Origin of the sequence: Oceanobacillus alkalisoli (genome assembly GCF_022213125.1) — a bacterium.
Lineage (GTDB): Bacteria > Bacillota > Bacilli > Bacillales > Amphibacillaceae > Oceanobacillus > Oceanobacillus alkalisoli.
In genome coordinates this window covers 88,529-101,921 of the sequence record NZ_JAKNRA010000003.1, presented here as the reverse complement: position 1 = coordinate 101,921, position 13,393 = coordinate 88,529, and the positions used below count along the sequence as shown (strand labels likewise).

Annotated in this window: 14 protein-coding genes; all 14 read left to right on the top strand. The window is 35.8% G+C overall.

What is annotated here, in order from left to right:
- Positions 1-192: 192 nt before the first annotated feature.
- The 14 genes from L3V42_RS06440 (at position 193) to L3V42_RS06375 (ending at position 13,345) form a co-directional block, all read left to right on the top strand.
- On the top strand, positions 193-867 hold the full coding sequence (locus tag L3V42_RS06440; RefSeq protein WP_238471593.1) for an RraA family protein: 675 nt from the start codon (positions 193-195) through the stop codon (positions 865-867).
- Between the two features lie 172 nt (positions 868-1,039).
- Entirely contained in the window at positions 1,040-2,218 is a 1,179-nt protein-coding gene (locus L3V42_RS06435; RefSeq protein ID WP_238471592.1) for a pyridoxal phosphate-dependent aminotransferase, read from the top strand.
- A 55-nt stretch (positions 2,219-2,273) separates the two neighbouring features.
- Entirely contained in the window at positions 2,274-3,260 is a 987-nt protein-coding gene (locus L3V42_RS06430) for a Bug family tripartite tricarboxylate transporter substrate binding protein (protein WP_238471591.1), read from the top strand.
- 9 nt (positions 3,261-3,269) lie between these two features.
- Positions 3,270-3,737 carry a tripartite tricarboxylate transporter TctB family protein gene (locus L3V42_RS06425; protein WP_238471590.1) on the top strand — a complete coding sequence of 156 codons (468 nt, stop codon included), beginning with the start codon at positions 3,270-3,272 and terminating at the stop codon, positions 3,735-3,737.
- Between the two features lie 216 nt (positions 3,738-3,953).
- The gene (locus L3V42_RS06420; protein WP_238471589.1) at positions 3,954-5,468 is read left to right on the top strand and encodes a tripartite tricarboxylate transporter permease; all 1,515 of its coding nucleotides are present in this window, start codon (positions 3,954-3,956) and stop codon (positions 5,466-5,468) included.
- Positions 5,469-5,512: 44 nt separating this feature from the next.
- Positions 5,513-6,277, top strand: a complete 765-nt coding sequence (locus tag L3V42_RS06415; RefSeq protein WP_238471678.1) for a LamB/YcsF family protein — start codon at positions 5,513-5,515, stop codon at positions 6,275-6,277.
- Positions 6,278-6,319: 42 nt separating this feature from the next.
- Entirely contained in the window at positions 6,320-7,024 is a 705-nt protein-coding gene (locus L3V42_RS06410; protein ID WP_238471588.1) for a 5-oxoprolinase subunit B family protein, read from the top strand.
- Positions 7,017-7,931 (top strand): 5-oxoprolinase subunit C family protein, encoded by a 915-nt coding sequence (locus L3V42_RS06405; RefSeq protein ID WP_238471587.1) that lies wholly within the window; start codon positions 7,017-7,019, stop codon positions 7,929-7,931. The genes L3V42_RS06410 and L3V42_RS06405 overlap by 8 nt, the downstream gene beginning before the upstream one ends.
- Positions 7,932-7,967: 36 nt before the next feature.
- The gene (locus L3V42_RS06400; RefSeq protein ID WP_238471586.1) at positions 7,968-9,329 is read left to right on the top strand and encodes an acetyl-CoA carboxylase biotin carboxylase subunit; all 1,362 of its coding nucleotides are present in this window, start codon (positions 7,968-7,970) and stop codon (positions 9,327-9,329) included.
- Between the two features lie 2 nt (positions 9,330-9,331).
- Positions 9,332-9,544 (top strand): acetyl-CoA carboxylase biotin carboxyl carrier protein subunit, encoded by a 213-nt coding sequence (locus tag L3V42_RS06395; RefSeq protein WP_238471585.1) that lies wholly within the window; start codon positions 9,332-9,334, stop codon positions 9,542-9,544.
- Positions 9,545-9,612: 68 nt separating this feature from the next.
- Positions 9,613-10,695 (top strand): zinc-binding dehydrogenase, encoded by a 1,083-nt coding sequence (locus tag L3V42_RS06390; protein ID WP_238471584.1) that lies wholly within the window; start codon positions 9,613-9,615, stop codon positions 10,693-10,695.
- A gap of 182 nt (positions 10,696-10,877) precedes the next feature.
- Positions 10,878-11,585, top strand: coding sequence for a D-allulose 6-phosphate 3-epimerase (alsE, locus tag L3V42_RS06385; RefSeq protein WP_238471583.1), 708 nt, complete (start codon positions 10,878-10,880; stop codon positions 11,583-11,585).
- 96 nt (positions 11,586-11,681) lie between these two features.
- Positions 11,682-12,377 (top strand): GntR family transcriptional regulator, encoded by a 696-nt coding sequence (locus L3V42_RS06380; protein WP_238471582.1) that lies wholly within the window; start codon positions 11,682-11,684, stop codon positions 12,375-12,377.
- The gene (locus L3V42_RS06375; protein ID WP_238471581.1) at positions 12,374-13,345 is read left to right on the top strand and encodes a 2-hydroxyacid dehydrogenase; all 972 of its coding nucleotides are present in this window, start codon (positions 12,374-12,376) and stop codon (positions 13,343-13,345) included. The genes L3V42_RS06380 and L3V42_RS06375 overlap by 4 nt, the downstream gene beginning before the upstream one ends.
- Positions 13,346-13,393: the final 48 nt, after the last annotated feature.

The window sequence follows — 13,393 nt, the reverse complement described above, 5'->3', positions numbered from 1 at the left end:
ATATCTTGATGGAATTTTGAATATTCAAGTGAGTAACTTGATCTTGAGAGTCTCAATCCTCCTTGTGTCGCTGGGAAATTATATAATCATAATTCAAGCTATCAAAATTCTTTTCAAATTATTGTTGACATTAGTATACTTGTCGACTAGAATACTTAGTAAATAATTAGAATATTTGGAGGTAATGGAAAAATGGATATTTTGAAATCGTTTACAAGATTAGGGTCTGAGTGGATTGATAAGTTTTCGAATATTAACGAAAGTGCCTCAATTAATGAATGTTTACCTAATAATGGTGCTCTGAATCATAATATAAGACCTATTTTGACAGAATCACGGTTATGTGGATCGGCATTTACTGTACAAGCGTCTCCAGGTGATAATCTTATTCTACATAAGGCACTAGAGCTAATTAGACCAGGAGATGTATTAGTAGTATCATACGGTGGTTATCTTGAGTCAGGGGGAATGTTTGGTGGAGTCCTGAGTACAATTGCTAAAGAAAAAGGATGTTTAGGTCTGGTTACAGATGGTTCGGTTAGAGATTCAAAAGCTATTAGGGATATTAGGTTCCCTGTATATTCTGGGGGCATTAATATTAAAAGTACCACTAAGAGAGTGGGGGGGAAGATAAACAATCCAATTAATATTTGTAATGTAACCGTTAATCCAGGTGATCTAGTTTTCGGTGACGATGATGCTGTTGTTATCGTACCAAAGAATCAAGTGGCTGAAGTTTATAAAAAGGCGTACACACGTGAGAAACAAGAAGAGGTCACTTTAAAAAAGTTTAGAGAGGAAGGAGTTATTCCATTCGAGAGTAACTTCCAAAAGATTTTTGCGGATCTTCAGCTTAGTGAAGAATAATTATCTCTGAAAATTGGGGAGAAAAGATTCAGAACGAAATTTATTATTCGACAAATAGGGATTCATCGGATGATAAGCGATATATTTAACAAAAAATATTACACATATTTGTATTATTATTGGCTTAAGTAGCTCATTCTTTTTGTTAAACACAAAACAGGAGGCAAATAAGATGGTGAATAAATTTGTGAATAAATTTGCTAATTCTAAGGTGCAAAGTATTGGTCCTTCGGCTTCTAGCTCTTTAAATGATAAAGCAATGGAGTTGCGCGCAGCGGGGAAAAAGATAGTTAACTTGACAATAGGTGAGCCAAATTTTGATACCCCCAAACGCATAAAGGAAGCTGCATATAAAAGTATTGAAGCTGGTTTTACTCACTATGTCCCAGCTCCAGGAGTTAGTACTTTAAGGGAGAGTATAGCTAAGAAGCTACAAAATGAAAATGATATTGAGGTTGATCCAGTTGATGAAATCATTGTCACTCCAGGAGCTAAATTTGCCATTTATCTTGCAATCATCACATTCTTAGAAGAAGGTGATGAAGTCTTAATACTAGATCCCTCTTGGGTATCTTATAAACCATTAGTTCAACTTTCAGGAGCAAAGCCAGTTTCAGTTCCACTACACTATGATGATAATTTTAAAATAACACGTGAAAAACTCGAGAAAAATGTAACAAGCAAAACGAAGATGATTATCATCAATTCCCCTAATAATCCAACGGGAAGAGTTTTTACGAAAGAAGAAGTCAAAGAGATTAATCAATTTATTTTGGATCATAATATTTTGGCAATTTCAGATGAGATTTACGAACATATTGTATACGACAATTTTAAAAATATTAGTCTAGCTAGTGACCCCTCTGTAAAAGAAAGCATTATCACAATAAATGGATTTTCAAAAAGCTATGCCATGACTGGATGGAGATTAGGGTATATTGCTGCAGAAAAAGAATTAGTCAAAGAAATGGTTAAAGTACAACAGCATTTGGTAAGCTGTGCAACTTCTTTTTCCCAATATGCTGCAATAGAAGCGTTTGATTGTGAAAGTGAAGTGAACTTAATGGTGGAGGATTATAAAAGAAGGAGAGACTTTTTGGTTTCTGAATTAAATTCATTGCCTGGTTTCGAATGTAGGTCTCCAGAAGGCACTTTTTATGTATTTGCTAAGGTTAATTACAATGGAATGAATTCTGAAGAATTTAGTCAATATATTTTTGAAAATGCTGGTGTTCTTGTAACCCCAGGGGCAGCCTATAATGATAATGAATGTATTCGATTGTCATTCGCAGCTTCTATGGAAGAGTTAGAGGCCGGTGTAGAAAGTCTAAAAAAAGTTTTATATGAGTAGATTGTGAATTCGTACTACCTGTAGTTTTAAAATATATTTATAAGGAGAGATTCAAATGAAAAAAAAATACGGTCGATTACTATTAATAGGTTTTTGCTTACTTTTTACTATTTTTATAATGGCAGGTTGTTCGGGTACCAACTCGGAGGCAGAGGCTCACGATGATTTTCCAAATAAAACGATAAATATATATTCTCCCTATTCTCCTGGGGGGTATGTGGATATAATCACCAGGCAGTTGGCTGACCAACTTGAGGATGAATTAGGGGTTACCGTCAATGTAAGTGATCGCAGTGGAGGTGGGGGAATTGTAGCTATGACAGAGATTTCTAATCAAGACTCTGACGGTTATACACTATCCGCTGCTACTGATATATCTCATATGCATTTTGAAAACGTTGATTATGAAATCGATGACTTTACGTATGTTGCGTCAATGGCATATGCTCATCATCCTGTAATTGTACGATCAGATAGCGAGTGGGAAAGTATGGATGATCTGCTGGAGTATGCTAAGGAAAATCCTGGTTCACTTAAATGGGGCTCAGGCGGTATAGTAAATCCAGTGGTACTAGCAGCAAGAGAATTATTTGATACAAGTGGGGTTGAGACAGAGCAGGTGCCATATAATGGCGGATCTGAAGTTTTATCTGCTCTACTAGGTGGAGATATTGATGTCGGTGTTATTGCAGATTTTAAATCCTCTCTCGAATCAGGTTCTATTAAGTTATTAGCCGAGAGTTCCCTTGAAGCAAATCCAAGTTACCCAGATGTTAAAACATTGGAAGAACTTGGATTAACAGGTGAAGGACCTCCTACAGTATATGGTATCGTTGGACCAAAGGACATCCCAGATGAAGTTGTAGAAGCAATCGATGCGGCTATGGAGAAGGTAATTAATTCTGATGAATATAAGAATGCAATGGATAAATTAGGAGTACAAGCTTTTTATAGGGGTTCAGAAGATTATGAAAAACTGATGTTTGAAGAAGATGAAAGATTGGGAGAAGTAGTCCCGAAATATCTTAATGATGATGAATAGGGGAATTTTATGACAAGAAATAAAGAGGCTATATTATTTCTATCAATTGGAATACTGGGCATTTTAAGTGGTATATTTATTTTTCCAATTTATATACCAGATGTAATTGGTAAGGAGTTAATTACACCAGGATTTTTCCCTTTCTTAGCGTTATTCATTATTATAATTTCTGCCATTGCAGAGGCAATTTCTATAATGAAGAAAAAAGATAAAACTGAAAAGAGGGAATTTTGGGAAAAGGGGAAAGGAAAACAAGCGGCAATTATTATAGCAATATTTGTTTTTTATATTTTTGTTGCTATAAATTTATTTGGATTTTATTTAGCGAGTCTACTGCTTTTGATTGGTGTTATAAGATATTTAGGGGAAAAACGTTGGTGGATGTCACTCATAATAAGTATAGGAGTTATAGGTATCATCCATCTTTTATTTAACATGCAGTTGGGAGTAAACTTCCCTAATAGCATCTTTTTCTAGCAAAAGGTTACTAGCGATGTTTTCCGTGACTTGTAAACCATGATTTGGAAAAGGTGTAAAAACACCTTTTCCAAAATTAAACTTTAACATATTAGTATTGATTTGGAGAACCAACTAGAATACACGCCGCTTGTTCCGTATCAAAAAAATAGTACGTTATAAAGAGGGCGTATGAGCTTTAATCTTGAGGTGATTGAGAAATTGAGGTGAGTTGATGTGATAGATCAGATTATAAATTCTGCACTTCAGGTCTTGCAACCGGAGACTATTATATTGGTTTTAGTCGGTGTTGCAGTTGGCCAAATAGTGGGCGGTATTCCTGGGATGACAGGAACTATGGTAATGGCATTATTAATGCCATTAACTTTCGCAATGCCTATATGGGTCGGCGTTCCCATGTTGCTTGGTATACTCAAAGGGGCATTATTTGGGGGTTCAATTTCAGCAATAATGCTTAAAACTCCTGGGACACCAGCCGCGTTGGCAACCACCTTTGATGGATACCCGCTAACGCAACAAGGTAAAGGGAAAAAAGCAATTAAAATGGCGTTGGTAGCTTCAACTATTGGAGATACGTTTGGCACTATTTGTTTAATATTTCTTTCAGGAATAATAGCTTCTGTGGCAATTATGTTTGGAGCACCGGAATACGCCATCGTCATTTTATGCGCATTATTAATTTTAGGAACACTCCAAGGAAGATCTTTTGCAACCGGGATGTTGTCCGCAGGTTTGGGTCTATTACTTGGAACAGTTGGAGTTGATCCAGTAGTAGGGCTGAGTAGATTAAGTTTTAATAATCCTCAACTTTACTCCGGAATTGAGCTTGTACCGTTATTAATAGGATTGCTTACCATCCCTGAGATATTTAAACAGATGGAAGGTACTGATGCAAACAAGCGAGAGAGCGCTATCAAATCTTCTGATAATAAAGAGGATAACAAACTTTATTGGAAAGATTTAAAAAAGGATAAAGGGCTTAAAACTTTGTTTAGATCTTCATCAATAGGAATGGCAGTGGGTTCTATTCCTGGATTAGGCGCAGAGGTGGCGGGAATTGTAAGTTATAATCAAGAAGTATTAAGCTCTAAAAACCCTGAAAAATATGGAAAGGGTGAATTAAAGGGAGTAGCAGCGACAGAGAGTGCAAACAGTGCAGCAGGGGGTTCTAACTTAATTCCATATTTGTCACTTGGCATCCCAGGTGATACATCCATTGCAGTTATTGCTGGCGCTTTCTTAGTGCACGGAATTACTGTTGGGCCGATGATGTTTGTAGAAACCCCCGGCGTAGTATACGCGATATTTATAGGGTTACTGATTGCGAGTCTATTAAACTTATTAGTTGGACAAGTAATGATTCCATTAATTACAAAGGTTTTAACTGTTCCAAAGGGATTCTTGTTTCCAAGTGTATTTGTTATAGCTGCCGCGGGTACATTTGCATTTCGTGGAAGTTTCTTTGATGTCGGTGTAATGATGGTTTTTGGTCTAATAGGTTATATTATGATGAAGCTGGATATTTCTGTGATTCCATTAATGATTGCTTTCATACTTGGGCCAATGCTTGAAACTCAAGTTCGCCGGACTGCAGTTTTAATAAAATCAGAAGGAAGTGTGCTTTTCTTATTTGAAAGACCTCTTTTTATAATATTACTGCTTGTTTTAATTGCCATGACTTTTCTTATCATTCGTTTTAAGCGTCGTGTAACCCCTAGTAATATGCAGTAATTAAGGTACAATATAAAACTTCGGAGGTGGATTTTTTGAAACCAGTGATAGACATAGTAGCAGACATGGGAGAAGGATTTGGTAGCTACTCAATAGCTGATGATTCAAGACTATTAGACTTAGTAAGTTCCGCAAATATAGCTTGTGGATTTCATGCTGGAGACCCCCAAATTATGAGTAAAACAGTAAAACAAGCTGTTGAAAAAGGAGTGGGGATAGGGGCGCACCCTTCTTTCCCTGACCTGGTGGGATTTGGAAGAAGGAAAATTGATGCAACGCCTTGGGAAGTTACAACCGATGTTCTTTATCAATTAGGCGCATTAAGTGCTTTTACAAAAGCTCATGGGGGTAAAATACAACACATTACCCCACACGGGGCACTAGGAAATTTAGTTGCAATTGATAGAAATTATGCCAATGCAGTGTTAGATGCTGTAGAGTCGTTTGATCCTAAACTTATCATCTTGTCTCAACCTGATGAGTTTCTCTTTGCAGCCAAAGAGAGGGGACTAAAAACTGCAGCTATTATGTTTGCTGATCGTTCTTACAATGATGAGGGTAGGATTGTGTCGCGTTCAGAACCAAATGCTGTTTTACATGACCCGGAAATTATTGTACAGCGTTGTCTAAATATGGTCATTGAACAAAAAGTGACCACAATTACTGGGAATAAGATAAAAGTCCAAGGTAATGCACTACTTTTACATGGAGATAATAAGGGTGCTTTAGAACTTGCTGAAAAAATAAAGGCAAGCCTTGTCGATGCAGGAGTGGAGATTCAAGGTATCGAAAAACAATTATTTTTATAATCATTTTCGTAAAGCTCATATATGGTAAGGGGTGAAGAATAAATGCTAAAACCGGAGTTAATCAATTATGGAGATTCAGGCTTATTAATAAGTTTTTCGGAACACTTTTCAATAGAGGATTGGAAGAAAACACATTTTCTTACCAACGAAATAAGAAAGAAAAATATTCGAGGGATACTCAGCATTGTACCAACACTAACTTCACTATTTATTCATTTCGATTTACTAATAATTGACAGAACAAATTTACTAGATTGGATTAATAGAATAATAGAAGAAATAAATGATAAAGAAATCGATTTAAAAAGTAAACATTACAAAATACCACTAGCCTTTGGAGGTGAATATGGACCGGATTTTGATTTAATCGCAGAAGAAGTGAAAAAAAGTAAAGAAGAATTAATTCAAGCAATAACATCTCAACCAAACCGAATTCTATGTTTTTCAAGAGGACCTATGATGGAAAGTCCGATTAATAAAAGTGTGAAACGAGTTAGTTCTCCTCGTCCTTCTGTACCTGCTGGAACTTTAGGTATTGCTTTCGGGCAAATATCTATATCATCTATGGATGCGCCAAGTGGATGGAAAATGTTAGGTCAATCGCCTACAACTTTATTCGACCATACAGCCGAGCCACCAGGGATATTAAACCCAGGAGATTACTTAGAGTTTTTTGCGATTGAAAAGGATGAATATGAATTTTACAAATTAAAACATATTGAAGGAATGGATGTAGATTATGAATAACTCTCATTTAATTACAGAGGATGTGAAAATAGCTACTATACAGGATGCAGGTCGATTTGGTTATGAAAAATTTGGTGTGACAATTAATGGTGCTACAGACACTTATGCGTACATGGTAGGAAATAAACTCTTAGGCAATAACTTGTCTGAACCTTCAATAGAAGTAATGATTTTTGATTTCTCAATCAGAAGTGAAGTGGATGTACTTTTTTGTGTAACTGGTTGTCCAGCAGATGTAATAATTGATGGTAGATTGGTAAATCAATGGGAAGTACAGAAATTGCCCGCTGGAGGTACGTTGAGTATCAAGAATATGCGTAAGGGCTTAAAAAATTATATAGCATTTGCAGGAGGGTTAGATGAACCCAAAATCCTTGGAAGTGTATCACTTGATACAGTTACGAAATTTGGTGAGCCTTTACATAACAATCAAAAAATAAAACTCAAGAACACTAACGTTTCTTTAAATGAAACAAATGCGGATCTTAGAGATTTTGAAATTCCCAGATATGGGGCTCCATGGAATATACATGTGAGTGATGGACCAGATACAAATAAATTTGAAAGCGAACTAAAAACATTTTTTACATCAAAATATCAAGTTTCTCCACAATCCAATCATATTGGAGTACGTCTAGATGGTCCACCTATTGCTCATTCCACCTTTAAGGAGGTGTTATCTCGTGGAGTAGCTATTGGAGCTGTTCAGGTAGTTCCTAGTGGGCAACCTATAATCCTTCATAGAGGCAGAACTTTAACAGCGGGATACCCAGTAGTTGGTACTGTTGCTTCTAGCGACCTTGGTCTAGTAGGACAAGCTAAGCCCGGTGATGAGATAAAATTCACATATGTATCTGTAGAAAAAGCAGAGAGTATATATAAAAAGCAATTCGGGTTTTTGATTTGATTTTACTTTGATGGTTCTGTAGGGAGAGGTGATTTTTTGTTCAAGAAAATTCTTATAGCGAATCGCGGAGAAATAGCAGTCCGTATTATCAAAACGTGTCGTGAATTAGGCATTAAAACAGTAGGAGTTTATTCGAAAGCAGATAAAGATACATTACATGTGAATTTAGCTGATGAAGCTTATTATATAGGTGAATCTAGAGTAAGCGAGAGTTACTTAAATATCGAACGCATTATTGAGGTGGCTAAACAAGCAGGTGCAGAAGCAATTCATCCTGGTTACGGATTACTGTCAGAAAATGCTGAGTTTGCTAATGCATGTGGTATAGCTGGTATCACTTTTATAGGTCCTTCTCCTGAAGTGATCCAAAAAATGGGCAATAAAATACAGGCAAGAAAATTGATGGTTGAATCAGGCATACCTATAGTGCCAGGTACAAGAAGACCTTTAAAAAATTCTGAAGAAGCTGTGGAAGTAGCTAGGGAAATTGGTTATCCGATCATGTTAAAGGCAAGCGCTGGTGGTGGTGGTATCGGTATTGAAGTTATTCACAACGAGGACGAACTCAAACAAAAGTTTACGAACAACCAAAAACGATCAGAAAACTTCTTTGCCAGTGGGGAAATGTATTTAGAAAAATATATCATAAATCCACGACATATAGAGGTACAAATTCTAGCAGACAAATATGGCAATACAATACATCTTTGGGAAAGAGATTGTTCCACTCAAAGACATCATCAAAAAGTATTAGAAGAAGCTCCTGCTACCTGTCTAAGTAGTGAAACAAGAGGTAAGTTAGTCAACACAGCTATAAAAGCAGCTAAGTCGTTAGCGTATACAAACGCTGGAACTATTGAATTTTTAGTCAGTGAAAGTCAAGAAATTTTCTTCTTAGAGATGAACACGAGACTTCAGGTAGAACATCCAATTACTGAAGAAATAACCGGAGTTGACTTAGTAGAAGAACAAATACGAATTGCAATTGGACAAAAATTGAGGCATCGTCAAGAGGATATTCAGTGTGATGGGCATGCGATAGAGGTTCGTATATATGCTGAGGATCCAGTTACATTTTTCCCATCACCAGGAACGATTTCTAATATTTCATTTCCGCAAGGTGAGAATATAAGGCATGAGTTGGCTATACGTGAAGGCTCAATCATTACACCCTTTTATGACCCAATGATAGGGAAAATGATTGTTAAGGGAGCAGATAGGCAAGAAGCGATTTCGTCGTTAAAGAAAGCTTTGGAGGAATATGTAATTGAAGGTATCAAAACCAATATTCCAACATTAATGGAAATAAGCAGTCATCCTAAATTCGACAATGGAGAAATAACAACAAACTTTTTGACAACGGAATTCAAATCACTTTTGAAAAGTAATGGGAGGTAAAAATGAATACTATTATTTCGAATATCGCCGGCACGGTTTGGAAAGTTAATGTAACAGAAAATGAAAGGTTGGAAAAAGATCAGACGGTTATAATACTTGAGTCTATGAAAATGGAGATGCCCATTACATCCAGTGTAAAGGGAACTGTAAAAGAAGTTAGGGTTAACGAAGGAGACTTTGTTAACGAGGGAGATATATTAATTCAATTATATTAGTAAATCATCTAGATATAGTAATTGGAAAAAACACCGCTTGAACATAATATACGAGGGGGAAAAATAAAATGCATGGATTAGTAAGATACGGTACGGATATTGGACATTTTAAATTTGAAACTGATTTACCAATCCCGAAGGTTGGTAAGGACGATCTACTTGTAGAAGTGAAAGCAGCAGGAATATGTGGTGCAGACTTAAAGCATTATAACGTAGACAATGATGCGGAAGAAACTGTAGAAAACAGAAGAATAGCAGGCCATGAATTTTCCGGAATTATCGTTGAGGTTGGAGAAAATGTTACTGATTGGAAGGTCGGAGATAGAGTTGTTTCCGAAAATACCGGAGGAGCTTGTGGTAAATGTCATGCATGCTCTGTAGGAAATTTTTTGGTTTGTCCACATAAAAAATCTTTAGGACTAACAGTAGGTATGGATGGTGGCTTTACTAAATATGTAAGAATTCCCGGTAAAATTTTAGAGGTTTATAAAAATGCAATTTTTAGAATTCCTGATAATCTTTCTTTTGAGGAAGCTGCATTGCTAGATCCAATGGGTAATGCCTACATGGCCTTAGCACAGCGTTCTAAGCTATTACCTGGTGAGAATGTTGTGATATTCGGTGCTGGACCATTAGGTTTATGTTCTGTACAAATTGCTAAGTTGATGGGCGCAGTTAATATAATACTAGTTGCATCTAGGAGGAACGAGGCTGTACGTTTTAAGATTGCAGAAAAACTTGGAGTTACCCATTTTATAGTAAGCGATGAGGAAGATGTAGTGAACAGAGTAAAAGAAATAACAGGTGAAAATGAAGTAGGGGTGATTGTAGACTGTGCAGGTCCACCAGAAGTGCTTAAGCAGTCTTTAGAGATTCTTAGGACTAACGGTCAAATTGTTAGGGTGGGCATGAGTTTTGAACCAGTTGATTTTTCGATTAATGACCTATCAATGAATGCTATTACGCTAACAGGTCACATGGCCTACGATACAACATCTTTAAAAAATTGTTTAAAGCTACTCGAAAAAGGCATGCTCGATGCAAAATCATTAATTACACATCGTTTACCATTATCTGAGTGGCAAAAAGGATTTGAACTCATGCTAAGTAGAGAAGCAGCCAAAGTAATCCTAACATACAACGAGAATTGAAAACGAGAGTGCCTATTATAATCTAATACTATAATATTACTAAACTAAGTTGGACAAAGTCTTCTAGAAGTGGCCTAGATCTTTTCAGTGGGCAACTTCTAGAACCTTGCTGCCGAGCAACTTTTACATTATTAGTATTATGTCTTCTTAAATATAAATATATAATGTGGAGAGGTTTAATCATGATCAAACAAAGATCTCGAGGTATATACTTTGCACCTTCAGTAATGTTAATTGATATTTTCAAAGCTAAACAACAAATTGAATTCTTAAATGAAAATTCCCATTTTTTTCACATAGATATTAAAGATGGAAATTATGTTAAAAGTTTTGGAACAACACCTATGTTTATTGAACAAATAAAATCAATAACTACTGTTCCAATTGATGCACATCTAATGGTTACTAACCCTTGGGAGCATTTGGATGAAATAGCTAGATCAGGTGCCAATTATATAACTTTTCATTCTGATACTGTTGCAAAAGAAGCATTTCGTACTATAAATAAAATAAAATCTCTAGGTTGTAATGTCGGAGTCGCCATAAATCCATCGGCCTCATTAAATGAAATTAAACATTATCTCCATTTGCTGGATAAGGTTACGGTAATGACTGTTGATCCTGGATATGCTGGTCAGCCATTTATTATGCATATGTTAGATAAAATTAAAGACTTGGTTAAAATACGTGAGGAAAATGGTTTTGATTTTTTAATAGAGGCTGACGGTTCTATTGATGAAAAAGTTTACCAGGAACTATACGAAGCGGGCATTGATATCATAGTACTTGGAGGACCAGCATTGTTTAACAAAAATCCGAATATTAATGAGGCATGGAATATTATGATGAATAACTTTGAATCAGCTACAAATAAAAAGTCAATTCATTAATAATATATAGGTTGATTGTAGGGATTCTATCATCGGAGCTTGAATATTAGAGGAGTGAATAATAATAAATAATTAATTATTAAGGGGTTATATAATATGGATTATCCTGAAAAATGGCTAAAGAATGATACGTTAGGTGAAAAAATAATAAATAACTTGCGATTAAATATCATTAGCGGAGAAATACCAACTGGAACAATTTTGACGGAAAAACAAGTATCGACTAACTTCCAAACAAGTCGTTCCCCAGTAAGAGAGGCGCTTAAGGTCTTGGCAAATGAAGGTCTAATAGACCTTGGCCGTATGGGTGCAAAAGTTTTGGGTTTAACCGAAAAAGACGTTGATGAGCTTTATGATGTGCGATTTCTTCTTGAAAACTTTGCTTTCCAACGAGTGATGAACGATTTTGATGAAGAAAAAGTTAGGAAGTATACAAAGATTGTACAGAAAATGGAACTTTCTGCGGAACAAGATGATTATCTAGAGTTTTCTTATTATGACCTTCTGTTTCATGAAAGCATCATACTTGACACAAATCATAAGAGAATCTTATACACATGGAATAATATTAGGCATCTTTTACTCTGTCTATTAATCGTTGCAACTAAAAAAAGGTTTGCAGAAGAGAAGGATCAAATTTATAAATTAGTACAAAATCATGAACATTTAATCAATGTGCTTCACTCTCAAGATAGTGACCGTTTATATAGCTTAATAGATGAACATTTTATCGATACGAAACAAACAGTTGGAGAAGCATATTTTAGTGAAAAAAAAGGAGTAGCTAAATGAGTAAATCTAAAGCAGTCGTTATTGGAAAACTAGATAACAATTTGATGGAAAAATTGCAGGAGCAATGTGAATTAAATGTATGGGATAAACCAAGCCGTATCCCGCAAGAGTTATTATTAGATTGGCTAAAAGATGCGGAAGGGCTGATTAGCAGGGGGGATATTAAGATAGACGATGATTTATTATCCCATGCACCAGCATTACGTGTGATTGCTCAATCATCGGTTGGATTTGATAATGTTGATATTACGGCATGTACAAAATATTCTATTCCATTTGGGAATACTCCTGGTGTTCTAGTAGAAGCAACAGCCGATTTAACATTTGGTTTAATGCTTTCCTCAGCAAGGAGAATTCATGAAGGATGGGAATATGTTAAGGCTGGAAAATGGGATAGTCCCTTTAATATTCCATTAGGTGTTGACTTGTATGGGAAGACTTTAGGAATTGTCGGAATGGGGAATATTGGTAGGTCTGTTGCAAAAAGAGCGCAAGCAAGTGGAATGAACATTATTTATCATAATCGTAGTCCAAGGGAAGAAAATGAAAAGATTGGTGCGAAATATGCTTCTTTTGAAGGTTTACTTGAGGAGTCAGACTTTATTATTGTACTTGTTCCTCTGTCTGAACAAAGTCGTCATCTATTTGGCAGAGAAGAGTTTTCTAAAATGAAGCCAACTAGTTATTTTGTCAATGCTTCAAGAGGGGCCGTGGTTGATACAGTAGCACTTTATGAAGCTTTAGTAAATAAAGAAATTGCTTATGCTGCACTAGATGTTACAGACCCTGAACCAATAAATACGGATAACCCAATAATGAGTCTTCAAAATATATTAATTACACCTCATATTGGCAGCGCGACCCATGAAACAAGAATGAAAATGGCCTCATTAACTATTGATAATTTATTAGCTGGCTTAAATAGAAAAAGTCTTTTAACTTGTGTTAACAGTAATGTTAATTACTAATCAAGCTAACAATTTAATATTTAACAGGAATATTGATTGGAAGAATGT